The organism is Evansella halocellulosilytica, from assembly GCF_002335745.1.
GTDB lineage: Bacteria > Bacillota > Bacilli > Bacillales > Salisediminibacteriaceae > Bacillus_CA > Bacillus_CA halocellulosilytica.
Genome location: NZ_NIST01000001.1, coordinates 4,149,368 through 4,175,296 on the forward strand (window position 1 = coordinate 4,149,368; position 25,929 = coordinate 4,175,296).

26 protein-coding genes and 1 tRNA gene are annotated in these 25,929 nt (G+C 38.7%); 12 read left to right on the plus strand and 15 right to left on the minus strand.

The features are described 5' to 3' along the window. Positions 1-14 precede the first annotated feature (14 nt). Genes CD001_RS19730 through CD001_RS19740 form a run of 3 tightly spaced genes read left to right on the plus strand, consistent with a single transcriptional unit; the run spans position 15 to position 2,567 of the window. Positions 15-491: an S-ribosylhomocysteine lyase gene (locus CD001_RS19730; RefSeq protein ID WP_096189310.1), complete on the plus strand. Its 477-nt coding sequence runs from the start codon at positions 15-17 to the stop codon at positions 489-491. 14 nt (positions 492-505) lie between these two features. Next, entirely contained in the window at positions 506-1,429 is a 924-nt protein-coding gene (locus CD001_RS19735) for a PLP-dependent cysteine synthase family protein (RefSeq protein ID WP_096189311.1), read from the plus strand. A 1-nt stretch (position 1,430) separates the two neighbouring features. Beyond that, the gene (locus CD001_RS19740; protein WP_096189312.1) at positions 1,431-2,567 is read left to right on the plus strand and encodes a bifunctional cystathionine gamma-lyase/homocysteine desulfhydrase; all 1,137 of its coding nucleotides are present in this window, start codon (positions 1,431-1,433) and stop codon (positions 2,565-2,567) included. An 82-nt stretch (positions 2,568-2,649) separates the two neighbouring features. On the opposite strand, the gene CD001_RS19745 is transcribed toward CD001_RS19740, so the two are convergent. Next, positions 2,650-2,877, minus strand: coding sequence for a hypothetical protein (locus CD001_RS19745; protein ID WP_096189313.1), 228 nt, complete (start codon positions 2,875-2,877; stop codon positions 2,650-2,652). A 202-nt stretch (positions 2,878-3,079) separates the two neighbouring features. Beyond that, positions 3,080-4,423, minus strand: a complete 1,344-nt coding sequence (locus tag CD001_RS19750) for a transposase (protein WP_257009867.1) — start codon at positions 4,421-4,423, stop codon at positions 3,080-3,082. A gap of 89 nt (positions 4,424-4,512) precedes the next feature. Between CD001_RS19750 and tnpA the strand changes: the two genes are divergently transcribed. Further along, on the plus strand, positions 4,513-4,914 hold the full coding sequence (gene tnpA / locus CD001_RS19755; protein ID WP_096189315.1) for an IS200/IS605 family transposase: 402 nt from the start codon (positions 4,513-4,515) through the stop codon (positions 4,912-4,914). A gap of 539 nt (positions 4,915-5,453) precedes the next feature. Here tnpA and CD001_RS19760 read toward each other — a convergent pair. Then, on the minus strand, positions 5,454-5,876 hold the full coding sequence (locus tag CD001_RS19760; RefSeq protein WP_096190690.1) for a GNAT family N-acetyltransferase: 423 nt from the start codon (positions 5,874-5,876) through the stop codon (positions 5,454-5,456). Between the two features lie 8 nt (positions 5,877-5,884). Then, positions 5,885-6,400, minus strand: coding sequence for a YjcG family protein (locus CD001_RS19765; protein WP_096189316.1), 516 nt, complete (start codon positions 6,398-6,400; stop codon positions 5,885-5,887). A gap of 292 nt (positions 6,401-6,692) precedes the next feature. Between CD001_RS19765 and CD001_RS19770 the strand changes: the two genes are divergently transcribed. From CD001_RS19770 to CD001_RS19800, 7 genes are all read left to right on the plus strand, one after another. Next, positions 6,693-7,253: a phosphatidylglycerophosphatase A family protein gene (locus tag CD001_RS19770; RefSeq protein ID WP_096189317.1), complete on the plus strand. Its 561-nt coding sequence runs from the start codon at positions 6,693-6,695 to the stop codon at positions 7,251-7,253. A gap of 252 nt (positions 7,254-7,505) precedes the next feature. Continuing rightward, a complete protein-coding gene (locus CD001_RS19775; protein WP_096189318.1) occupies positions 7,506-7,703 on the plus strand; it encodes a hypothetical protein in 198 nt (65 codons plus the stop codon). Positions 7,704-7,802: 99 nt separating this feature from the next. Further along, a tRNA-Val gene (locus CD001_RS19780) sits at positions 7,803-7,878 on the plus strand. Positions 7,879-8,117: 239 nt separating this feature from the next. Next, the gene (locus CD001_RS19785) at positions 8,118-8,648 is read left to right on the plus strand and encodes a GNAT family N-acetyltransferase (protein WP_096189319.1); all 531 of its coding nucleotides are present in this window, start codon (positions 8,118-8,120) and stop codon (positions 8,646-8,648) included. A 735-nt stretch (positions 8,649-9,383) separates the two neighbouring features. Continuing rightward, a complete protein-coding gene (locus CD001_RS27150) occupies positions 9,384-9,593 on the plus strand; it encodes a hypothetical protein (protein ID WP_407081150.1) in 210 nt (69 codons plus the stop codon). 290 nt (positions 9,594-9,883) lie between these two features. After that, positions 9,884-9,985, plus strand: a complete 102-nt coding sequence (locus tag CD001_RS19795) for a YjcZ family sporulation protein (protein WP_096189320.1) — start codon at positions 9,884-9,886, stop codon at positions 9,983-9,985. Between the two features lie 356 nt (positions 9,986-10,341). Beyond that, positions 10,342-10,437 carry a YjcZ family sporulation protein gene (locus CD001_RS19800; protein ID WP_096189321.1) on the plus strand — a complete coding sequence of 32 codons (96 nt, stop codon included), beginning with the start codon at positions 10,342-10,344 and terminating at the stop codon, positions 10,435-10,437. 161 nt (positions 10,438-10,598) lie between these two features. On the opposite strand, the gene ltrA is transcribed toward CD001_RS19800, so the two are convergent. The 11 genes from ltrA to ilvA all read right to left on the minus strand — a co-directional run bounded on the left by ltrA (position 10,599) and on the right by ilvA (position 24,689). After that, entirely contained in the window at positions 10,599-11,858 is a 1,260-nt protein-coding gene (ltrA, locus tag CD001_RS19805; protein ID WP_096186737.1) for a group II intron reverse transcriptase/maturase, read from the minus strand. Positions 11,859-12,496: 638 nt separating this feature from the next. Beyond that, entirely contained in the window at positions 12,497-13,108 is a 612-nt protein-coding gene (gene leuD / locus CD001_RS19810; RefSeq protein WP_096189322.1) for a 3-isopropylmalate dehydratase small subunit, read from the minus strand. Next, the gene (gene leuC, locus CD001_RS19815; protein WP_096189323.1) at positions 13,108-14,526 is read right to left on the minus strand and encodes a 3-isopropylmalate dehydratase large subunit; all 1,419 of its coding nucleotides are present in this window, start codon (positions 14,524-14,526) and stop codon (positions 13,108-13,110) included. The genes leuD and leuC overlap by 1 nt, the downstream gene beginning before the upstream one ends. Further along, positions 14,526-15,626 (minus strand): 3-isopropylmalate dehydrogenase, encoded by a 1,101-nt coding sequence (leuB, locus tag CD001_RS19820; protein WP_096189324.1) that lies wholly within the window; start codon positions 15,624-15,626, stop codon positions 14,526-14,528. Before leuB ends, leuC begins: the two co-directional genes overlap by 1 nt. After that, on the minus strand, positions 15,626-17,173 hold the full coding sequence (locus tag CD001_RS19825; protein WP_096189325.1) for a 2-isopropylmalate synthase: 1,548 nt from the start codon (positions 17,171-17,173) through the stop codon (positions 15,626-15,628). Before CD001_RS19825 ends, leuB begins: the two co-directional genes overlap by 1 nt. Then, a complete protein-coding gene (gene ilvC / locus CD001_RS19830) occupies positions 17,160-18,224 on the minus strand; it encodes a ketol-acid reductoisomerase (RefSeq protein WP_096189326.1) in 1,065 nt (354 codons plus the stop codon). The genes CD001_RS19825 and ilvC overlap by 14 nt, the downstream gene beginning before the upstream one ends. Before the next feature lie 2 nt (positions 18,225-18,226). Next, complete coding sequence (gene ilvN / locus CD001_RS19835; protein WP_096189327.1) at positions 18,227-18,496, minus strand: acetolactate synthase small subunit; 270 nt, start codon at positions 18,494-18,496, stop codon at positions 18,227-18,229. Then, complete coding sequence (gene ilvB / locus CD001_RS19840; RefSeq protein WP_218839260.1) at positions 18,493-20,211, minus strand: biosynthetic-type acetolactate synthase large subunit; 1,719 nt, start codon at positions 20,209-20,211, stop codon at positions 18,493-18,495. Before ilvB ends, ilvN begins: the two co-directional genes overlap by 4 nt. Before the next feature lie 27 nt (positions 20,212-20,238). After that, entirely contained in the window at positions 20,239-21,906 is a 1,668-nt protein-coding gene (gene ilvD / locus CD001_RS19845; protein WP_096189328.1) for a dihydroxy-acid dehydratase, read from the minus strand. 32 nt (positions 21,907-21,938) lie between these two features. Beyond that, positions 21,939-22,841: a branched-chain-amino-acid transaminase gene (ilvE, locus tag CD001_RS19850; RefSeq protein WP_096189329.1), complete on the minus strand. Its 903-nt coding sequence runs from the start codon at positions 22,839-22,841 to the stop codon at positions 21,939-21,941. Positions 22,842-23,408: 567 nt separating this feature from the next. After that, positions 23,409-24,689: a threonine ammonia-lyase IlvA gene (gene ilvA, locus CD001_RS19855; protein ID WP_096189330.1), complete on the minus strand. Its 1,281-nt coding sequence runs from the start codon at positions 24,687-24,689 to the stop codon at positions 23,409-23,411. Between the two features lie 640 nt (positions 24,690-25,329). Between ilvA and CD001_RS19860 the strand changes: the two genes are divergently transcribed. Then, positions 25,330-25,920, plus strand: a complete 591-nt coding sequence (locus CD001_RS19860) for a DUF4352 domain-containing protein (RefSeq protein ID WP_096189331.1) — start codon at positions 25,330-25,332, stop codon at positions 25,918-25,920. Positions 25,921-25,929 lie beyond the last annotated feature (9 nt).

Here is a 25,929-nt window from a genome sequence, read left to right on the forward strand (position 1 = left end):
TGGAGGAATAAACAATGACCAAAAAAATGAATGTTGAAAGCTTTAATTTAGACCACACAAAAGTAAAAGCACCGTACGTGCGTCTAGCAGGAACAACAGAGGGAATAAATGGAGATAAAATATTCAAATACGATATTCGTTTTTCCCAGCCAAATAAAGAGCATATGAAAATGCCCTCTCTTCATTCATTAGAGCATTTAATGGCAGAACTAAGCCGAAACCATCATTCTCAAATAGTTGATATTAGCCCGATGGGATGCCAAACAGGATTTTATTTATCAATTATTAATGATGAAAGCTATGATAACGTCCTTGATTTATTAGAGAAAACGTTAAATGACGTATTAAAAGCGGACGAAGTTCCTGCTTGTAATGAAATCCAATGTGGTTGGGCTGCCTCTCACTCTCTAGAAGGCGCAAAAGAGCTAGCTGCAAATATGCTTCAGAAAAAGGATGAATGGACGCAAGTTTTTGCTGATGATTCCAACTAAAGGTGGTACCGAACATGACTATTTATCGTGGTATTCACTCTCTCGTTGGAAACACCCCTTTATATGAAATTACGAATGTTCCGTTGCCAAATGAAGTGAACATTTATGCAAAGTTAGAATATTTTAATCCTGGCGGCAGTGTAAAAGACAGACTAGGGCAAGAACTCATCCGTAGTGCAATTGATCATGGACACATTACACCTAAAGGTACACTTATTGAACCGACAGCAGGAAATACTGGTATTGGACTTGCGCTGGCTGCAGTAGGAACGGATGTAAAAGTGATTTTCGTCGTGCCTAAAAAGTTCAGCCAGGAAAAACAGATGCTCATGCGTTCTTTAGGAGCAACTGTTATCAATACGCCAACAGAAGATGGAATGGTCGGGGCAATTAAAAAAGCAGCGCAACTATTAACTGAAATTCCGGACTCTTACTCACCTGCGCAATTTCAAAATGAAGCAAATCCAAACACGTACTATAAGACATTAGGCCCGGAAATTATGAAGGATCTTCATGGCGATCTTGACGTTTTTATCGCAGGTGCAGGTACAGGCGGTACATTTATGGGAACAGCTAAATATTTAAAAGAATTCAATTCATCCATAAAAACCGTTATCGTGGAACCTGAAGGGTCGATTTTAAACGGTGGCGAAGCTGGTCCACACCGAACCGAAGGAATTGGGATGGAGTTTTTACCACCGTATATGGATACATCCTATTTTGATTCGATTCATACGATTTCTGATAAAGAAGCATTTCAATTCGTGTTAGAACTGACGAAAAAAGAAGGCTTATTAGTTGGGAGTTCATCAGGTGCTGCATTTGCAGCAGCCCTGAAAGAAGCAGAAACAGCAAAGCCTGGAGCAAAGATTGTCACGGTATTTCCTGATAGCAGTGAGCGTTATTTGAGTACCGGAATTTATGGAGGTAAGGATTAATATGAAGAAAAAAACACAATTAATTCATGGAGGGATTGTTGGAGATAAGCATACTGGCGCTGTATCTGTACCAATCTACCAAGTGAGCACGTATAAACAAGAAGGCGTCGGTAATTTCGCTTACGAATATTCAAGAACTGGCAATCCTACACGAGAAGCATTGGAATCACTTATTCGCGATTTAGAAGGAGGACATGCAGGTTTTGCCTTTGGGTCTGGTATGGCTGCCATAACTGCAGTGATGTCGTTATTCAAAAGCGGTGATCACGTCATTTTTACCGATGATGTTTATGGCGGAACATACCGGTTAATGAGTAAACTGATGAATCGCTTTAACCTTGAGGTCACTTTCGTTGATACGAGTGATATAGATCAAGTAAAAGATGCGATTCAAGACAATACAGTTGCCATTTATGTAGAAACACCGACAAACCCTCTTTTAAAAGTTACAGACTTTAACGAGGTAAATGCAATTGCTAAAAAACACGACATTCTTTTTATCGTAGACAATACATTCAGTACACCTTATTTCCAAAACCCAATTTCTTTTGGTTCTGATATTGTGCTTCACAGTGCTACGAAATATCTTGGTGGACATAGTGATGTCGTTGCTGGGCTTGTCGTTGTCAATTCAGAAAAACTCGCTGAAGAAGTACACTTCATTCAAAATTCTTCAGGAGGTATATTAGGCCCTCATGATTCCTGGCTACTTATGAGAGGAATGAAAACGCTCGGACTTAGAATGGAACAAACCGAAAAATCGACGAAGAAAATCGTAGACTTTTTGTCTGAGCGAGATGACATCGTAAATATTTATTACCCTGGTCTTGCAAACCACAAAGGTCATGACACACACAAACAGCAAGCGACTGGGTTTGGAGGTATGATTTCCTTTGACGTTGGTAGCGGCGAACGTGCAGAGCGGGTGTTGAGAAAAACGAAGTATTTCACATTAGCAGAAAGTCTAGGAGCAGTTGAAAGTTTAATTAGCCTTCCAGCTAAGATGACTCATGCTTCCATTCCTAGAGAAAGAAGATTAGAATTAGGTATTACCGACGGTCTCATTCGTGCATCTGTCGGTATTGAAGATGCAGAAGACCTTATTCAAGATTTAAAACAAGCTTTAGACAATGAATAATGATTCAAGAGGGTGTCATCAAAAGCATTAGACTTTTGAGACACCCTCTCTTCTTTAACATGAGTATTCATACTAAATATACTCAAAACATCGATTGATTTCGTTTTAATGTTGTTTTCGGTAAAACAGCAAGAATATTTTCTTTCTTGAAATGACGAACTTCATTACGAAGATGGCAATATCCATATAAAGATTGTTTGTTTACTTTAATGACCGATACGGTTCTCTTCGTCACGAGCCCTTTCGTCGACATATACATAATCTCTATTGGCCGGCCTTTGGATTTCTCCCGTAACAATAAACCATCCATAAAATTCGCCTCCTAAAGGGATTCTCCCTCCATTATACGAACATACGTTTCTATTTACAACTAAACCTGATAAATTGGGCTCATTACCATCTACCACGAATGTTTATCATAGTGAACCTCTCCAACTAAATCGAAGATTTTGATGGAGCATCCCTTATCTTACATACAGCTCAATATCTCGCAGTGTAATTCCCTTCAGGAACTACTGTGCCAGATTAAGGCTAATTAATGAAGACAAGGTCGTATTTGTCCTTTTTGACAACTCAGGAACTTTTGCCTGAAGAGCCAACCACTTCTTTTCAGAAATGGATTTTTGGATGCCTCGAATAAAATATCGAGCTCCAATGTTGTACGAAGCTGATAAATCCGCATGATAGACTTTGCCTGTTGTAAACATGGCAAGGTCTTTTTTGTCGTTTCTTTCGACGAATCCAGACCCATCATATGCAAGGGCGCTCGTATTACGAGCGTTTACTCTAGAGATGCGCATACCTAAATAGTGTGCCATTTCTTCTACTTTGTTTTGAATGCCTTTCTTTCTCCAATAACGCAGCTTGAAACGAAGTTTCTTTGCTCCCCAAACCCCCTTTGGAACTTTCATTTTGTCAAGGTACTCAAACACAATAACATCACAATGATGTTCATTTGCAAACTTCACAATTTCGTGTGAAGTATTGTTTACAATTTGCTTTTGTAATCCATTTATTCTACGCCAAAAATTCGGTGCAGATATCCAACCTGAATTACGTTGAACTTTGCGTAATTTGTTCGTCATCGTGTACAATTGGTCTTTTTCTTTGGGTTGAATCATAAACTTTCTAGCCAAGACAGTTCCATTTGCATCGATGACCGAACAAACCGCAGAGTTATTCACTCCAAGGTCGACAGCACATGCTTTTTGGTCTTTCATTTTAGTTTTTGATAATGTTACTTTTGATTGATAACTAAAATGAAGGAAATACTTTTTTCCAACTTTAACTAGCTTGGGGTTATTTTCTTTCCAATCCCAAACACCGCGTTTATATAAATCTTGTTTTTTGAATTCGATCTCCACCCAAACCCAATCGTTTTTATGAAAAACCTTGATTTGAGCTGTTGTATCTGATGTTCTCTCGAACATGTTGCCACGGTAAAACACAGGAAACTCCTTATGTTCGAGTTGCAAACGTGGTGGCTTTTTCTTAAATTTCTTTCCTTCGGAAAGGACGATTGCTTTTTCTTCTTCCCAATTACGGTAATGAGAACGATAACTTTTGACCTTGCCAAAAGCTGTTGCAATTGCTCCTCTACGGAAATACGAAGGAAATTTATAAAAAAGAGAGTCAAACTCTCGGTATTTCGGAAGAGGGTTTGATTTCGTTGTATGAATGAGCTTTTCTACCAACGGAACGATAGATTTCGTCGTCATATCATCAAGATGATCAAACTCTTTTTCGATGATATCAATAATGAAAGATAAAGCATGATTATACACTTCTAACGTAGCATCGAAGATGCGAGAATGATTCGTAATCTTGTGAGATAACGTTTTAGCTATTTTCATCATCAAACCCTCCTTCCAAAACTTTCATTTATATGATATATTTATCATATCAAAATCAAATTTAGTTGTAAATAGAAACGGGAGGGATTAAAATGACTGATTATAAAAAGAATAGACACGCATATTTTAAGTTGACTTATCATTTAGTTGTCGTTACAAAATACAGACATAAATGCATCAATGATGATGTGATGAAAAGGTTGAAGGAAATATCAGAAGATTTATTTTCGAAATGGAATTGCGAGATGATCGAGATGAACGGTGAAGAAGACCACATACATATCCTTTTCGACGCACCTCCTCAAATAAATCTAGCAAACACCATCAATAGCTTTAAAACCGTCACTTCTCGATATATTCGCAAAGAATTCCAAAATTACCTGAGTAAATACTATTGGAAACCGTATTTTTGGAGCAGAAGTTATATGATATTAACGACTGGCGGAGCAACAATCGATGTAATAAAAAAATACATTCAAGAACAGGGAGAATAAGACTTTAGCGACTAATCCCCACTAAATCAATAGATTTTGAAGGGGAATGCGTCGCTAATTTTTTTGTTCAAAATTAGGCTTATCGTTAAAGGGTTGTATCCATCAAAGTGCCCAATCTCCTCTCTTGACCGTACAATTATCGTCTTTTGCTACCGTCAAGGTACCCAAACTCTTCACTTAGCGGTACAATTTTAATCTTATTCTACATAAGAATTCCTATAAAGTTCGTGTTCAAAAAGAGGACAAAAAGAGACACGAGCGTCACATCACGAGCTTCCACATGGATGTGGGGATTTCGGCGTTCCCGCAGGACGTGGCATTTTTGCCGGGTTGACGGATACAAGACAAAGCTTAGCTTGTAGAGGAAGAGACAGAGTTTTTCAAGGCAACGAAGTTTTGAGTAGCGGAGGTAAGGTGTTGTTAAAACGTGAGTAACGGAGAAACGAGTCAACGCAGAGATACGGAAGCTATTTTCCCCAGACTTTTGAATATCTTCTATAAAAAAAGAACAGCCACCATCTGCTGCTCTTTCGTTCAATTTATAATATTTTTTTCATTGACACATGTGGGATCCCTGCATCAAAGAACTGATCTGAATACGTATCATACCCGAGCCTCTTATAAAAACGTTCTGCACGTATTTGAGCATTTAACCGTAACTCAGTTATGTGTTCCTCTTTGGCTACCTGCTCTAAATACGACATGAGCTTTTCACCGACTCCATGACTTCTTACACTTTTAAGAACACAAATTCGCTCTACCTTCCCATAACTGCCGAGTATTCGCAATCTTCCTGCCCCTACAGGACTTCCTTTTTCATAGGCTACAAAATGGATTGATTCATCTTCATATTGATCAACCTCAATTTCCTCAGGAACGTTTTGTTCTTCAATAAATACCGTTTTCCTTACAAAGAAAGCATCCTTGCTCTCCTCTGCTGTATTAACTACCTTTACTGTCACGTCCACATCTATTCATCCTTATTAAGACGGAACGTTTCATACACTGTCCATGTTCCGTTTTCTAATTGATAGAGTAGTGAAAAACGGTCTATCTCTTCCTGATGTGAAATAGATTCTAGTCTAAGCCGTCCAAACACATCAGAGCACTCATCATTTTCAATGTCTTGACCAATCGTAATATGAGGAACAAACTGGTACTCTTGTTCCTGACTCAATTTCCCACTGTTTAACCGCTCTTGTAGTGTAAGTAACTCTTCGTTTTCTTTCACTTTCATATAAATTGTATTCGTTACCGGGTGGAAAGAACTGAATTTATAAACTTCGAGAATAAAAGGTTTTGATGCTTCTGCAACCTTTCGAATCGTTTCGATATATTCTGGAACCTCCTCTTCATCAGCTTCAAATGGTTCTTTCAGCGTCAAATGAGGTGGTATTTTTGCATAATGTGAATCATACCTTTTTCGATATGAATTTGCGATATCTTGCAATTTTTTTGATGGAAATACTGCGATCCCGTATCTCATTTCATTCCCTCCTTCTTTCAAATAAATGCTGTGGCATCATTATCTTCCATTATTTTTCCCAAACCGCCTGTTTTCAAACAGAGGTTTGCACGATACACACTTATTCTGCATGTCAGTAAAAAATTCTACATTTCTCCTTAAATATCCTTTAATTTTATCGAAAAAAATCTTTTCAATTACGGTTAAGGTCAATAGTAGTTTCCTTTCATCACAGCATGAATCTCTACTATTACATTAAAGTATGTTAGAATACTAGTCAAATGGACAGTATTTCACAAAGGAGTGATAGCAAATGTCAAAGAGAGCACCTGTACATTGTCATGTCGTCGAAAGTGCTGCAAGGAACCTTCTTAAAGAACGTGGTGTAGACATTTCAGACATCGCAAAAATTGTCTATGATATGCAAATTGAATATAATCGTCATTTAAAAATGGAAGATTGTATGGAAAGTGTTGATAAAGTATTAGAAAAGCGGGAAATCCAACATGCTATCCTCGTTGGAATCGAATTAGATAAATTAGCTGAAAAGAAGCAATTGTCTGAGCCATTGCAGTCCATAGTAGAAGATGACGAAGGGTTATTTGGTGTCGATGAAACGATTGCCCTCGGTTCAGTATTTGGGTACGGCAGTATCGCTGTTACAACATTTGGATATTTAGATAAGGAAAAAGTAGGAATTATTAAAGAATTGGATACGAAAACAGATTCATCCGTTAATACGTTTCTCGATGATTTACTTTGCAGTATAGCGGCAAATGCATCTAGCCGGTTAGCCCATCGTTTAAGAGACCGTGAAGAGCAGCTGCGCGAAGAAGAAATACGCCGAAAAGATGAAGAAGAACGAATCGGGTAGGAAAACACCGGGCAAGCTCTTTTGCCCGGTGTTTTAATATGCATAACAGTAGCTGCTATATGTCATTAAACATGATCAGATCAGCATAGGTTACGAACAAGCGTTGTTTTTTTCACAGCACAAGGATCATTAATGCTGTTTCACTAAAAAGTGGTGATGTCGCTCCCCTTCTGTTCCGGTCATTTGCTTGATTCTTTAAAATTTAAATGGTATTCTTTTGAACATGACCGTAACACATTGAGGTGAAAATCAATGGAAAAGCTCCCAAACAAACAAATTAAACCTAGATGGATTTATCTAAAACAAATATTTGACTCTAAATTTCAAGCAAGCTGCTTAAAGGCAAAACTTGAAGATAATTGGCAAAACGGCTATGAAATTCCACCTTGGGTTGAGATTCGAAAAATTAAAAACGACAGATATGTTGTTCGATATACATATGACGAGTAAATTCTATTAATATAATTTCTTTATAAAAAAATCCATAAATCTTATTGACTTTCTTTGCCCTTTGATATATATTATTAATTGTCGCAGCAAATAAAACAAGTTCCGTTAGCTCAGTTGGGAGAGCGCTACCTTGACAGGGTAGAGGTCACTGGTTCGAGCCCAGTACGGGACACCATAAAATACACGCGCAAACCCTTTATACATAAGGGTTTTTTCTGTAGTTTTTCTTTACTATGTAACTCACCAACATCATTGATTTTTTGTCGAACTGAAATATAAGTTAACATGCCTTATGATTTACTTTCTTAAATAACCTTGTATAATTAAACTAATTTTGTAAATTGAAGGGACTGAACTATGCGCAGATATCAATATTTTTAACCTATAATAAAATCAAATTAGGAGGTAAAAGTATTGACGACAGATTTGTTTACAGAAAGATTACATTTAAGAAAAATGACAACTGATGATGCACCTAGCTTATTTAAAGTTTGGTCTGATCCAGATGTTACTAAATTTATGAACGTCCGTAACTTCACCGATGAAAATCAAGCTATGGAAATGATCTCTTATCTTGAAAAACTGGCTCAAGATAATCAAGCTATTCGTTTCACTATAGTTGAATTAAAATCCAATGAAATTATCGGTTCTTGTGGATATAATTCTTTAGACTTCGAAAATGAAAAGACAGAAATCGGATACGACATCGCTAAATCATATTGGGGAAATGGCTACGCACCAGAAGTTATTTACGCTCTAAAAAATTACGCATTCGACTCCTTAAACCTCAATAGAGTTGAAGCGAAAGTAGAGCCTGGAAATGTAAATTCTATCAAAGTCCTAAAAAAGTTGAACTTTACATTCGAGGGAACATTAAGACAAAGTGAAAAATCTAAAGGGAAATTAATTGACCTCAATATTTATTCCAAGCTAAAAACGGACTGAATGGTTTCTACCTATATTTCACTGCAAAAGATATAGATATTCAACTAAAAATGATAAAAGAGTTAGATTTAAGGCACTTTAACTTACTTGTGTGTTGAAGAAGTGTTAAATGATTTTAGAATCAATATACTAGTTATTCCATTTAAGAGCGCTTTTCTGTAATAAGAATTGCGCTCTTTCTTAATGAGTATGGCTTACTTGCAGCAGATGAAGATGAACTCTTTACTTTTATAAAAATGATTGCAGCAAAAAATTAGTTTTAAACGTCAGTTCCTTTATTAAAGAGCTGACTTTATAGTTATATGTAATTTACAAACTTGCTCTTATTCCACAAACGCATAAATCATACTGCAAGTTTCAATTTTAAATTCTCCACAATTGTTAGTGAAATTGTAACAGAAATAGTTACCGGAAAAGAAGAGTCCATTAGCGAATTTAAGGATAATTTATATAACAGACTTTTCTTTAGATTTTAAAGGTGAATAATATGAATAAAGCACCAGTAATTAAATGGAATACTTGAAAGTTGAACCGTTATGCAGTGTCCTACATAAATAGGTTCATGACAAGAAGATACCGTGAATACGAAAGAGTGAAGTAAGAACGGATGTCGCACTTGTGCCCTGGAGTAAAAGTGAGTAGATGCAGTACAACAGAGCTGCATAGAGCAGTACATTATACGCAACCAAAAAATATATAGAAAAGAAAACGAGGAGATGAATATGAGAAAGATAGATAAAAGAAACCGATGCTCCATTCAGTTATCAGATAAATAAATATAATACAGTTTTTATAAAGTATTATGGTAAACAAGTGAAAATTTCAAATGTTAAAGATGCAAAAAAAATTTTAAAGAAAATGAGCGGTGCAGAAAATGAAAAAGCATCACAATTAATAATCGCAAAGATAACGGGCAACTTTAAAAGAGGAAATGAGCAAAATTGAATCATTCTGAGCAGTAGCGAAGCCACCTGCTAATTTGTCTTGTGTGATAATCTAGAGAATATTTTACTTTGCCCTTTTTAACCTAATATTTCATTACTTTAAATATGAAACAAAGAAAAACCTCCTAAAATTGGACGGTTGCTTTTTGATGCTACCTCCTCCACCCTAAACTCAATTCCTCCCATTAATTAAGTACAAATATCTAATTTTTATTTTTCACGGCATTTGCACTATACCTAGTGGTTAAACAAACATAACATATACCAACTGTACTAAAGGAGGTGCTTCATATGAGTGGTGGGTATGCAGGATTTCATGGATTTCCTTTAATTCTAGTTCTCTTTATCCTGTTAGTATTAATTGGATGTGCTTGTGCTGGATTTGGATACTAATTAGTATCTCAAAATTCCTCCTTACAAACAGTTAAGAGGTCTACTTTAGAGCAGGTTACGTACAGTTTCCTGCTTTTTTTACATAACTAAGATGTGAGGATGAATGACTTCTCTTAATACGATTTACCGAATTAATTTAAGAATGTTATTTAATTTACGTTGGATCGTTCCAATACGAAAAAAAGGCTTTCCCACTGCTTCCCCTACAAATCCGTCTTTTTTCTTTTATAACATATATACATTTAGACTCACTACCGTGTTAAAACATCTATTTTCTAATTACAGAGGCAGATGAACTATACCTTGTCTATCACAAAACATAAAATACACTATCGGAATAAAAGGAGGTGCTTTATATGGGTTATGCTGGTGGGTTTAACCATTTTCCATTAATTTTAGTTCTTTTCATCCTGTTAGTTATTATCGGTTGTGCGTGTGCAAATAGCTATTAGGAAATGGCTATTTAGGTAATTCCTCCTTAAAAATTAATCGTTCGATACTCAGGCAGGTGTTTAAATACCTGCCTTATTTTTAACCAATCGAGTAGGAGGGGGTGACTAACCCCCGACCTCTCACACCACCGTGCGTACCGTTCGGTACACGGCGGTTTCATTTAAGTCCAACGTAACGATTGATATCTCAAAAGTAGACTTTTAAGCCCTTGATTATTCCAATATCGGTTATCAAGGGCTCTATCTAATATAGGACTTTTAGCTATACGCCAGTATCCTAGTCTAGAATTAGCCCACTCCCATGCCTGTTGTTCATTGATTCCTTGCTTCCTAAGATTCTTTTGTTTCGTTTTAATCTTCTTCCACTCTTTCCATCGAATCATCCTCAACCTTCTTCGAAGCCAACCATCAATCCTTTTAAAGACTGAGGTAGTTTCGGCTAGTTGATAATAGCCCATCCAACCGATCAGATAGCGGTTGATTTTCTCTATCCTATCCCCCATAGAAATTGACCATTTCCTCGAGGTGAGTTTTCGTATTCTCAGTTTAAAACGTTGAATACTTTGCTTGGATACTCTAATTTTCGGTTGTTTAATGTTGTTGGTGAAAGTGAAGCCTAGGAATGTTCTTCTCCATGGTCGGTCTACTGCACTCTTCTCTTTGTTCACCTTCAGTTTGAGTTTCTTCTCAATAAACGTTGTAATACTTTCCATTATCCGTTCACCTGCTCTTCTAGAGCGGACGTAGATATTACAATCGTCGGCATAGCGTACGAAGGCAAGACCTCTTTCCTCCAGTTCCTTGTCAAGTTCGTCTAGAACAATGTTAGACAGGAGGGGACTAAGCGGTCCTCCTTGCGGAGTCCCTTCAGTATTAGGACTGACAAGGCCTTTCTCCATCACACCAGATTGAAGATACCTACGTATCAACCTAAGTAGTATGGGGTCATCCACTCGATAACTTATTGTTCTCATTAATCTATCATGGTTTACCTTATCGAAGAATTTCTCTAGGTCAATGTCCACGACCCAGCGACAACCCTCTTTAATATACCCCCTAGCTTGTCGAACAGCGTCGTGAGCACGTTTGTCTGGTCGGAACCCAAAACTTTTGGTGGAGAATGTTGGGTCATAAACCTCACTCAGTGTTTGTGCAATAGCCTGTTGTATGAAACGGTCTATCACAGTCGGGATTCCTAATTTCCTCTTACCTCCGCTCGGTTTCGGGATTTCGACTCGGCGAACAGGTTGAGGTTGATAGGTACCACTTTCGAGCTGAGCTCGCAGGGATGCCCAGTGTTCATGAAGATAAGGTCGTAGGTTTTGTACGTTCATCCCATCTACACCGTGACTTCCTTTATTACGCTCCACTCTTTCGAGTGCGCGATTTAAATTTTGCCGTGATAGAACTCGTTCCAACATTCTTATCAATCTCCTACGTGAATTAGATCATCTTCTTGTGTGGTATTACTCTCAGCCCTTCTTATGTCCCCTGTGGGATTCACCACGTCCTCCATTAGGAAGGATTATATGTTTCTGCTTCATTGAGTAATACGTACGCCAAGCGCTAATTCTTCTTAAATGATTCGGCCCTTCCCTTAAATCTCTAGATCATTCAAAGTACTATGGCCTCTGCTGACTCCTGACTGTTCAGCTATTTATCACTAAATAGGTTACCAAGTGAGCTTGGCGTTACAGCCAGGCCTCCCCAGGTAAGAGTGCAATCTTTCCCTCCACCTATCTGCTTCATTTACTCTGTACCACCTTCGGCAGAACGGACTTTGTTTTGTTTAGCAAACTCATCCAGTGATACCTAGCCTCATATGAAGTTCGTGTTCCTCAGACCGGAGGTCTGCCGCTCGCTTCCTTCAGATTCCACGTCACCATGGACACCCTTGCGTTTGGCTAACCACTACTTCTGCCTTCGTGGTTCGGGACTTTCACCCTATAGATTACACCCATGCTGGGCGCACTAAAAAAGCATGAGACTTCAAGCGAAATCTCATGCACAATCGTTTTGTTGTCTCCAGCAAAATCATTAAGTGTCGACATACATGCTTTTATGAATGTACAACATGTTGGTATACTTTCTTTTTGTTCTGTTCATAAGAGAAAATCTGTTGATCGTATTTTTCAGTTAAAGCGATATCATCAAGCCCTTTTAGAAGCATACTTTTACGGTATGAATCGGTTTCAAATGAATACGATAGACCAGAATTATCCGTCACAATTTGTTTTTCTAAATCAACCGTTAGTTTCATGTCATAATCTTGAGATTTTTTGAATAGAACTTCTACTTCAGCTTCGGACAATTTAATAGGTAAAATACCATTTTTAAAGCAATTATTATAAAAAATATCCGCAAAAGAAGGGGCAATAATGACTTTTATTCCGTAATCAAGCAATGCCCATGGCGCATGCTCTCGTGATGACCCACAGCCAAAATTGTTTCTCGCTAATAAAATACTGGCTCCTTTCATCTTAGGTTTATTTAAGACAAAGTTCTCATTTATTTGTTGATCATCATTGAACCGCCAATCATAAAATAAAAATTGCCCGAACCCTGTACGTTCAACCCGTTTTAAAAATTGTTTCGGGATAATTTGATCTGTATCTACATTCGCTTTATCAAGAGGAGCTGCTAATCCTGTATGTTTTGTTAGTGGTTCCATTAACGTTCACTCCCAACTGAAGATAATTCATCAGCCGTGCAGAAATGTCCTTTTATCGCTGCAGCTGCTGCTGAAACTGGACTGACTAAATGGGTTCTTGCTCCTCTCCCCTGCCTGCCCTCAAAGTTACGGTTAGACGTTGATGCACATCGTTTTCCAGGAGGAACGACATCCGGGTTCATACTTAAGCACATACTGCATCCAGATTCTCTCCAATCAAATCCCGCTTCCTTAAATACTTGATCCAGCTTTTCTTCCTCTGCTTGTTTTTTCACTTGTTTCGATCCTGGAACAATCATTGCTGTTACTTTCGGGTTGACTCTATGTCCGCGAATCACTTTTGCAGCTTCACGTAAATCTTCTATTCGTGAATTTGTACAAGAACCGATAAATACATAATCAATCTCTATATCGGTCATTTTCATTCCTGGCTTTAAATCCATGTATGCTAAAGCTTGATATGCGGATTCTCTTTTTACATCATTATCCATCAATTCCGGGTCAGGAATACGATCATTTATCCCGACGCCCATTGATGGATTTGTTCCCCACGTTACTTGAGGCTCTAAAGAAGCTACGTCAAACGTTATGACGTGATCGTATGATGCTCCATCGTCAGTTCTCAGCTTTTCCCATTCCTCAATAGCTTTTTCAAAATTAGCTTCTTTTGGTGCATATTTACGGCCTCTTAAATATTCAAACGTTGTTTCATCAGGTTCAATTAACCCTGCCCGAGCTCCTGCTTCAATCGACATATTACATACGGTCATTCTCTCTTCCATGCTCATTGCTTTCACAGCTTCTCCCGTAAACTCAATCACGTACCCAGTACCGAAATCAATCCCATATTTTGCAATTAAGCCGAGGATAATGTCCTTTGCAGTAATACCTAACGGTTTTTGACCATGGATGTCTACTTTTAATGTCTTTGGCTTTGACTGCCACAATGTTTGCGTAGCTAGAACGTGTTCGACTTCACTCGTACCAATTCCAAAAGCGAGTGCTCCGAAAGCTCCGTGGGTAGAAGTATGACTATCACCGCATACAATTGTTTTTCCAGGCAAGGTCAACCCTAATTCTGGACCAATAACATGAACGATCCCCTGCTCATCACTCTGTAAATCAGCTAGCTGTATATTAAATTCATTACAATTCTCTTCTAACGTTTTCATTTGTTTTGCTGCAATTTCATCTTGAATGATGAACGGATTCACTGTAGGGACGTTGTGATCCATTGTAGCAAAAGTCAGTTCTGGTCTTCTTACTTTTCGCCCTGTAAGACGTAACCCTTCAAAAGCTTGAGGAGACGTCACCTCATGGACCATATGCAAATCAATATATAGGAGAGAAGGCTTTTGTTCTTCTGCTATTACAACGTGCTGGTCCCATATTTTCTCAAAGAGCGTCCTTTTCACCATTACTTTTTCACCCCAATTGTTGTAGAGTCACGAGCTGCTAAGTGCTTTCTTACGACCTCGCCTATTTCTTGTGTCGTATAGCTTCTTTCTTTATCAGTAGCAATATCCTTCGTTCTGTATCCTTCATTTAATGTCTTTTCAATCGCTTGCTCGACATAATCAGCCTCTTTCGTTAACTGCAATGAATATTTTAAAAGCATCGCAACTGATGCGAATGTTGCAAGAGGATTTGCGATATTAAGACCAGCTATGTCTGGAGCTGATCCATGAACAGGTTCATATAAGCCTGGACCATCACCTAGGCTGGCAGATGGCAGCATACCTAATGACCCAGTAATCATCGATGCTTCATCACTTAAGATGTCTCCGAACATATTTTCAGTAACGATAACGTCAAATTGGTTCGGTTCTCGAATTAATTGCATTGCTGCGTTATCGACAAGCATATGTTCAAGATAAACATCTGGATATCCCTCTGCTACACGCTCCGCTGTCTCTCTCCATAACCTACTGCTCTCTAGTACATTTGCTTTATCTACTGAAGTGACTTTTTTCTCTCTTAGTCTAGCTAATTCAAATGCTTGACGTAAAATTCTCTCAATCTCGAATTCGCTGTAATATAGTGTGTCAATGACTTCAGTCCCTAGCTCACCAATCTTTCTTCCGCGCGGTTTTCCAAAATAAAGCCCGCTCGTCAATTCACGAACGATTAGAAAATTCGCCCCGTTGACGACCTCTGGCTTTAGGGGCGAAGAATCAAGTATAGCGGGGAAAACATTGACCGGTCGAAGATTCGCAAAGAGCTGTAACGTTTTTCTCAACTGTAACAAACCTGTCTCCGGTTTTCGTGAAGGTTCTTCATGGTCCCACTTTGGACCACCGACAGCACCGAGTAAAATCGCATCACTTTCCTGACAAAGCCTGATCGTTTTTTCTGGCAGAGGTGTGCCTTCTTCGTCTACAGCAATACCTCCGATTTTGCCATATTGAAAATCAAAATGATGACCAAATTGATTCGCAACTTCTTCTAAAAGGAGAACAGCTTCTCTCGTAATTTCCGGTCCTATTCCGTCACCAGCTAGAATTGTAATCTTCATCATTAAAGAGAGCTCACTCCTTTCTCCTGTTCTCCAAAGTATTCTTTCACTTGGAGACGGTTGATAGCGTCTATATAGGCTTTAGCTGATGCTTCAAGTACATCGTGTTCGATTCCCCTGCCACTACTTGAGACACCTTTAATTTCTACTTGAACGTACACCTCTGCCAATGAATCATTTCCGACTGTTGTTGACTGTATACGATAATCGATTAATGTAATAGGCTGATTTATTATACGATCAATCGTATTGTAAACCGACTCTATACTGCCTTTTCCGGTTGCAGACTCTTGAACAATCTCTCCTTCAGGTGTACGAATTCCTATTGTCGTAGTTGGTACTACTCGGGACCCATATGAAACTTGTAAAAACTCTAATTGATACGTTCGGCTTGTTCCTTGCATGGAAGAATCCATCATTAATGCAAAAATGTCATCCTCTGTCACTTCTTTTTTCTTCGCTGTTAGCTCTTTAAACGCAAAGAACAGCTTTTTCCCGTCTTCGTCATTTAAATAGATTCCTAATTCTTTGCATTTTTCTTTAAAGGCATGACTACCAGAATGTTTTCCTAATATCATTTTATTTGAACTTAGCCCAACCATTTCTGGTTCAATAATTTCATACGTCTGCTTATTTTTAAGTACACCATCTTGGTGTATGCCTGATTCATGTGCAAAAGCATTTGTTCCAACTACTGCTTTATTTTGAGGAATAACCATCCCCGTTAATTTACTAACTAACTTACTCGTTCGAACAGTTTGTTTTAAATTAATTTGCGTCTCAACATCGTATATATCCGGTCTAATTTTAAGGGCAACAGCGATCTCTTCCAATGAAGCATTTCCTGCTCGTTCACCTATTCCATTTATTGTACCTTCAACTTGATTTACCCCATGTTGGATCGCTGATAACGTATTCGATACAGCCATCCCTAAATCATCATGGCAGTGGGCAGACAGCTTTACTCGATCAATATTACGGACATTTTCTTGAATATACTGAAACAACTTACCATACTCCTCTGGCGTAGTATAGCCAACCGTGTCAGGAAGATTTATGACAGTTGCTCCTTCATCAATCACTTTTTCAATAATAGTAGTTAAAAAAGACCACTCGCTTCGAGTAGCATCTTCTGCAGACCATTGAATATGAGTGAAGTATTGGGCAGCATAACGGACAGAGTCTACTGCTGTTTTGATCACTTCTTTCGGTTCCATTTGGAGTTTGTATTGCATATGCACTGGAGAAGTGGCAAGAAAGATATGGATACCTGGCTTTTCAGCTCTTTTTACAGCTTCCCAAACAGCATCAATATCTTTTTTTGTGGAACGAGCTAGACCTACTACGGTTGAGTTTTTAATATGCTCTGCAATTTGTTTAACAGATTGAAAATCTCCTTGAGAAGAGGCTGGAAATCCAGCCTCAATCACATCTACTCCAAATCGTTCTAGTTGTTGGGCAATCTCTAGTTTTTCATGCGGATGGAGATTTACACCAGCCGATTGCTCACCGTCTCTAAGTGTCGTATCAAACACATCAACCTTTCGCATTCACGACCATCTCCCTTTTCTTCTCTTGAACAAATGGCATTTTTTCACGTAGTGAACGTCCGACAACTTCAATAGGATGCTGATTTTCTCGTTTGTTTATAGCTGTAAACATCGGGCGATTCGCTTGATTTTCAAGAACCCAGCCTTTTGCAAATTTACCGGATTGAATATCATCCAAGAGATGTTTCATTGCTTTTTTCGTATCTTCTGTTACGACTTTCGGACCTGCTGTAAAATCTCCCCATTGCGCTGTATCAGAAATCGAGTAGCGCATCCCTGCTAAGCCTTCTTCATATAAAAGATCAACGATTAATTTCAGCTCATGTAAGCACTCAAAGTACGCAACTTCTGGCTGGTAACCAGCTTCAGTTAACGTTTCAAAGCCTGCTTTTATAAGGGCTGTCGTGCCTCCGCATAAAACTGCTTGTTCCCCAAACAAATCTGTTTCGGTCTCCTCTTTAAATGTCGTTTCAATAACTGCAGCACGCCCAGCACCTATACCTTTACTGTAAGCGAGTGCCACATCTCTTGCTTCATTTGTCGCATCTTGATAAACAGCGAACAAAGCAGGTACTCCGCCACCTTCTTCAAAAACACGCCGCACTAAATGACCGGGACCTTTAGGAGCGACTAAAAAGACATCAACATCCTTTGGAGGCACGACTTGATTAAAGTGAATGTTAAATCCGTGTGCAAAAGCTAAAGCTTTTCCACTCGTCAAGTTCGGCTCGATTTCTGATGTATAAATTTCAGGTTGTTTTTCATCGGGAACAAGAACCATAACAACTTCGGCTTCAGCGACTGCTTCTGAAACGGCAGCCACCTTGAATCCATCTTCTTCAGCTTTCACCCAAGATCGCCCTTTGCGAAGTCCAATCCGGACATCAATGCCATTATCTCGAAGGTTCTTTGCATGTGCATGGCCTTGAGAACCGTAACCAATGACGGCTACCTTTTTATTATTTAATAGGTTAAGTGAAAGATCTTGGTCATAATACATCTTTACCATGTGAATTCTCCTCTCAATTTTAGAAAATCTACTATTTATCATTATTAGCCTTGTTGCATCGTTAGCTCTGATAGCTGCTCAGATACATCTGTAATGTTGATCACATCTATTTGTTTATCTAGCTGCTTTTTGATTTGTTGAACGACTTTTTCTTCCTGTACATTTACAACAATCGTCATCAATGATGTTTGCTGATCATCAATCGGAGCAACTGACAGGCTATCGATATTGAAACCTTTTTTTAAAAATAAACTCGTTACTCTGTTTAATACACCAAGCTGATTCGTTACGACGACCGACAACGTTCGTTTCATGGTTTCATCCCTACCATTTCTTGTATCCCCTTTCCTGGAGCAATCATTGGGTAGACGTTTTCATCTGGTGTTACGCGGCAATCAATGACAAAAGGCTCCTTGACGGAAAGCGACTCCTTAAGAACTCGGACAAAGTCTTCCTCCCGATCAACTTTTTCCCCTTTTATCCCATAAGCGTCTGCAAGCTTTACATAATCAGGTTGATTCGGAAGAAGTGATTCTGAGTATCTTTCTTTATAAAAAAGTTGCTGCCATTGACGTACCATTCCCATTGCTTCATTGTTTACGATAATGATTTTTACAGGCAGACTATACTCTTTTAATAGAGCTAACTCTTGCAGCGTCATTTGAAAGCCTGCATCTCCTAATAGGGCTACAACTGTCGTATTTGGCAGACCAATTTGTGCACCTATCGCTGCTGGGAGACCAAATCCCATCGTTCCTAATCCGCCAGAAGTGATCCATTTATTTGGACTTTCTAGAGGATAAAATTGTGCTGACCACATTTGATGCTGACCAACATCTGTCGCTATTGCAGCATCGCCATGTGTCCATTCATGGACGAGTTCAACTAACCGTTGAGGCTTAATTGTTTGAAAGTCTTCTTTGTACCAGAGCGGATACTCGTCTTTATAATATTGAAGTTTTTTTCTCCAAACACTGTTATCGTTTTCCTCTTTCGGTTCAGCTAAGAGTAGTTGAAGTGATTCTTTTGCATCCCCGATTACCGGAATATGAGTTGGGACATTCTTCCCTACTTCAGCAGGGTCAATATCGATATGAACAACTTTGGCATGTGGCGCAAAATGCTTTAAATTTCCTGTAAGCCGGTCATCGAAACGCGCTCCAATATTAATCAGAAGATCTGTTTCATAAAGGGACATATTCGCAGCATACGTACCATGCATACCAGCCATTCCTAGAAAAAGCCGATGGCTTGCTGGAAAGCTTCCTAATCCTAGCAGTGTACTTGTGACAGGAAGCTGGTACCTTTCTGCAAACTGTTTCAATTCAAAAGTCGCTTCTGAATGAAGGACTCCTGCTCCGGCAAGGATGACGGGCTTCTCTGCTCCTTTAATAGCTGATATTACTTGCTCTACCGATTCTTTAGCTGGCTTCTTTTTCACTTGATAGCCCGGAAGGTGAACAGGCAATGAATAATCAAAATGACCTGTTTCGGCTGAAAAATCTTTCGGAATATCAATTAAAACTGGGCCAGGTCTACCAGTAGTCGCGATATGAAAAGCTTCTTTTATAATCCGAGGTAAATCCTTTACATGTTGTAATTGATAATTGTGTTTCGTAATCGGCATCGAAATTCCAAGAGTAGGTGCTTCTTGGAAAGCATCTGAACCTAAGGCATGTGAGTTCACTTGCCCTGTAAAAACGATGACAGGCAAGGAATCCATCATCGCATCAGCTAAGCCGGTCACAATGTTCGTTGCTCCGGGTCCTGATGTAGCAATCACAACTCCTGGTTTTCCTGTAACTCGTGCATACCCTTCAGCTGCATGAATCGCTCCTTGTTCATGACGAGGTAAAATATGTGGAATGCCACCGTCATATAAAGCATCATATATGTTTAACACAGCTCCTCCAGGATAACCAAACACGACCTCAACCTTTTCTTGTTTTAAAGCTTCTACAATCATTTTTGAGCAAGACATCATCTGACCTGTTTTATCCGGATGTGCCTCCTCTGTCATAAGATCCATTTCTTATTCCTCCCTAAACGAGTCGGATTAAACTTTTAAGACACCACCTGTATTAGCAGAAGTAACTAGTTTTGCATAACGGACTAAATACCCTGACTTCACCTTTGGCTCTGGTGGCTGCCAACTTCGTTTTCTCACTTCCAATTCTTTATCTGAAACATCTAAGTGTATCGTACGTTCGGTAAGATCGATTTGAATCCGGTCACCATTTTGTACATATGCGATCGGCCCGCCTTCAGCAGCCTCTGGAGAAACATGACCAATTGAAATCCCTCTAGTTGCTCCTGAAAAACGGCCATCAGTTAATAAAGCGACTTTTGTTGATAACCCTCTGCCTGCAATCGCAGATGTAGGTGCAAGCATCTCTGGCATTCCTGGACCACCTTTAGGTCCTTCATATCTAATGACAACGACGTGACCTTCCTTTACTTCTCCGCTGTTAATCCCTTCTTGCGCTTCATCTTGTGATTCATAAATAATCGCTTCACCTTCAAAATACCGGATCGAAGGATCTACTGCTCCAACTTTGATAACCGACCCATTAGGAGCTAAATTGCCAAATAATGCGGATAAACCGCCGACTGAACTGTAAGCTGTATCTTCCGTTCGAATGACATCACCGTTCACAATTTCAGCATCCTCTGTCGTTTCACGAATCGTTTTTCCTGATATCGTCACTCTCTCCGGGTGAATCGCTCCTTCAATGCTGCATAGCTCTTTAATGATTGCACTTACCCCTCCTGCTTCATGTACATCTTGCATTGAATAATCAGATGCAGGACTGATTTTACATAAATAAGGGACTCGTTCTGCAATGTGATTAATTTCCTCCATGCTATATTCAATTCCGGCTTCATGAGCAATCGCTAACGTGTGTAAAACGGTATTCGTCGATCCTCCCATCGCCATATCAAGAGCAAACGCATCATCAACCGTTTCTTTTGTAATTAAGTCTCTAGGACGCACATCTTCTTTTACTAGTCTAATGAGGTGTTTAGCTGCATCTTTTATTAATTGATGACGCTCATCCGACGTCGCAACGATCGTTCCGTTTCCAGGAAGAGCGACACCGAGCATTTCCATCAGTGTATTCATTGAGTTCGCTGTAAACATCCCAGAGCACGATCCACATGTTGGACACGCACTCGTCTCCAGCTCTAATAGTTCTTCCCTGGTCATTTTCCCAGATAAGTAACCGCCAACCCCTTCAAATACAGATGCTAATGACAATGAACTCCCATCTTTAGAACGACCTGCCTCCATTGGACCTCCTGATACAAATACTGATGGGACATTCGTTCGAACGGAAGCCATTAGCATTCCAGGCGTAATTTTGTCACAGTTTGGAATGTAAAAAACTCCATCGAACCAGTGAGCATTAATAACCGTTTCTGCTGAATCAGCAATTAACTCCCGGCTCGGTAATGAATACCTCATCCCAATATGGCCCATTGCAATTCCGTCATCGACACCGATCGTATTAAATTCAAATGGTACCCCTCCGGCTTCTCGAATCGCTTCTTTTACAACTTCTGCAAATTTATTAAGGTGCATATGGCCTGGAATGATATCAACATATGAGTTACAAACACCAATAAACGGTTTATCCATATCTTCGGGGGGGACGCCAGCAGCATGCAATAAACTCCGATGAGGTGCTCGGTCAATCCCTTTCTTGATCGTATGACTTCTCATTCTTCCACTCCTCAAATCATGATTTAATTTCATCATCCTGCATAATTTTTTTCAGCAGAATATACATTTACTCCATCACGTAGTACTAATTCACGAAATGCTTTCAATAATACGTGTGTATGATTCCCAGGCTTTCCATCGGAAATCTCTCTGCCATCCAGTTTGACAACTGGAACAACTTCGGCGGCAGTCCCTGTTAAAAATACTTCTTCAGCTACATAAACATCATGTCTTGTAAATGGAACTTCTTTTACTTCATAACCTAGCTCCTTAGAAATATCGATAATCGCATTCCGAGTAATTCCTTCAAGGGCACCGACATAACTAGGAGGAGTGTAAAGAACTCTTTTTTTCATAATAAAAATGTTTTGGCCAGACCCTTCTGCAACATACCCTTCAGTATTGAGTGTTAAGGCTTCGTCTGCCCCAGCTTTTCTTGCCTCGACCTTTAGCATAATGTTGTTTAAATAGTTTAGTGACTTTACCATAGGACTTAAAACGTCAGGTCTGTTTCTTCTTGTTGGTACCGTGACCATTTCAATGCCTTTATCGTACAAGTCACTTGAGAAAAGGGCTAACTGCTCAGCCATAATAATGAGCTGTGGCTCATGACATTTATATGGATCCAGCCCTAAATCTCCAACTCCTCGTGAAACGACGAGGCGAATATATGCTCGATCCTTAAAATTATTCATACGCAACGTTTCAACTACGATTTGTTCAAGTTCTTCAATCGTGTAAGGAATTTCTAGAAGAATGGATTTCGCCGAATCAAATAACCTTTCTAAGTGCTCTCGTAACCTGAAAACATTTCCTCCATACATTCGAATACCTTCGAAAATCCCATCTCCATATAAGAGACCATGGTCATAAACTGAAATTTTCGCATGTTCCTTTTCTAAAAACTCACCATTAATAAAAACCCATCGGCTCATCCTCATTCTCCTCTCTTTATTAATTAGACTTTTCAGATAAATGCAGGGTATAAAAAAGCCCCTGCGGATTGGCAGACATACCAAATAGTTTTTCCTTGGTAGTATCAGAACCTATCCGCAGAGGCTTTTTTCCTCGCGGTGTACATCATTTACGTAACATGATGCTAGTATCGCTTGGACCAGACGTCAATGTATGTTCATACATTGGCCGGAACCCTAGATACCCTTCTGATTTGGAACACTGCTTTGCTGTTCATTTCAAATCATCTGTATTAAATTGTTTGCTATTTTAATACCAGCTCATAATCTAGTCAAGTCAGATTTTTCAGAAAATACAGACTAATTGTAAGCGCTTTTATAGTTGTCTCACAAGGGTGTATACGCTTTCACAAACTTCTCGAAAAAAATTTTTTATTTTTTTAATTTTTCCACTTTAACGCTTTTATTTAATAAATAATAAAAAAAGACACTTTTGGAAGTGTCTTTTTTTGGAAGAAAATCTTACACGGAAATTCATATGCATGCACAAAGATGTATATTTATACTTATTTGTTTCGTTTTTCGCTTTTAAATTAATAAATTAAAAAGATCGGGATCCTTATTAAGTTCAATAAATGAGAAGCCTTCATTTTCCATTCTTTCTATTAGTGGATCGTAATCATTTTGGTGCTTTAATTCTATCCCAACTAACACAGGTCCCTTTTCACGGTTGTTTTTTTTCGTGTATTCAAACCGCGTAATATCATCCGTTTCTCCTAACACTTTGAGCATAAACTCTCTTAATGCACCAGCTCGTTGAGGGAAATTCACAATAAAATAATGTTTTAACCCCTCGTAGATAAGTGACCGTTCCTTTATTTCTTGCATACGATCAATATCATTATTTCCACCGCTTATAATACAAACAATCGTTTTTCCTTTAATTTCTTCTTTGTAAAAATCAAGTGCTGCAATCGGCAATGCAGCAGCTGGCTCAGCAATAATCGCATGTTCATTATACAATTTGAGAATTGTGGTACATACTTTTCCTTCTGGAACGAGTGTCACATCGTCAATCAAGTCCTTCAGGATTTCAAAAGTTAAATCTCCTACTCGTTTAACAGACGCGCCATCTACAAATTTTTCAATTTGATTTAGTGAAACAACCTCTCCATTTTTTAATGACTCTTTCATTGCAGGAGCCCCAGATGGTTCAACACCTACTATTTTCACAGATGGCGCTGTTTCCTTTAAATAAGTTGCGACACCTGATGCTAAGCCCCCTCCACCAATACTCATAAATACGTGCGAAAATGGATTTGGCATATCTTCAACTATTTCCAAACCGGCAGTACCTTGCCCTGCGATCGTTCGGTGATCATCAAACGGATGAATAAATGTCATCTTTTCCTTTTTGCACATTTTCATCGCTTCGTTATAAGAATCGTCAAATGTATCACCAGTAAGGATCACTTCCGTCCATTTTCCACCAAAGAATTTTACTTGAGAAACTTTTTGCCTAGGTGTTGTTGACGGCATAAAAATTTTCCCTTCAATTCCTAATTTATTACATGAAAAAGCGACCCCCTGAGCATGATTCCCTGCACTTGCACAAACAACTCCATTTCTTCTCTCAACCGCAGTTAAACTTTGAATGAAATTATATGCGCCCCGTATTTTAAAGGATCGGACGGGCTGTAAATCTTCACGCTTTAAGTATACGTTACATTCATAGTGCTGAGATAAAATATCGTCCCTCAGCAATGGCGTACGAACCGCAGCCTCATGAACAAAATTGAGAGCATTCCTAATATCCTGTGCTTCAACTTTCCCCTTTGTCTTATGACCATCTTTTACTGTATAATTCATCGCTTCCCCCTCTTTACTTTACTGAATATTTTGACCAATAAAATTTTTAGGGATTATTTTAACACAGATTATCTAATATACAAAACTTGACTTGTCGTTAAGGAGGTTCTCAGCAAGGGAATTATGCTTGCCTAGATGCTCTTATACTTTCGTGCAAATCTTCATGGCGAAAGCCTTAGTTGAAGTTATACGATTGTCATAGATTGGATAAATCCTAATAGCCTGAATCCGTGATAATAGATGTTGATATGCCATCCATCTGCTCGCTTTCACCTCTAGGCACAAGTGCTGCATGAGTAGATGTCGCACTTGTGCTTTGGAGTGAAAGCGTCCACCAGTAACGGATTCGAGACATTATCCAATTATGTTAAATCGAAAGATTATTAAGGTTCTTACAAAGTACAATTTTTTTCATCACGGATTCAGGTATAGTATAAAAAATACTAGACTTAAAAATTAAAAAGGTTCATCCCTAACTATATTCTTATTTACGTAAAATTCCCCACATGCAAAAAAGTATAATATACCTAGTTCTTTTCCCTCTTATTTTTGTTTAATATTGTCATAATTTGATTGATTATGGTATAAATATTGATGGCGCAATTGCCATATAAAAATTAAATACTCGGGGGTAATACAAATGAAAAAATTTATCACGACTTTATCTTTATCTGCAGTTTTAGTTCTTTCTGCTTGTGGTGAAGAGTCTTCAGTAGAGCAAGTAGACGCGGACGATGAAGAAGAAGATGTTGAAGAAGTAGAAGAAAACACTTCTGACGATGAAGCTATAGATGATGAAGCGACTGAAGATGAAGAAGAGTCAACGGAGGAAGAAGGACAAGAGGAAGATTCCATCTCTATCGGAGACACAGTAAACTTCGATGGACTTCACATCACATTAAATGATGCATATACGTCTTCTGGAAATGATTTTGAAACTCCTAGTAATGACCACTATGTCATTCTTGATTTAACAATTGAAAATACGACTGATGAATCAGCAAATATTTCTACTTTGTTACAAATGGGTCTTCAGGATGAAGAAGGGTATACACATGATGTAGCACTTTTCACTGATACACAAGGTAGCTTAGATGGTGAAATCGGCCCTGACAGAGATAATCGTGGTGAAGTCGCTTTTGATGTAAATGACTCTGATGTATATGAGTTCATTTTCGAGAATCCATTCACTTCAGGTCAAGCAATTTGGGAAATTAGCGATATCGAATAATTAAAAAGG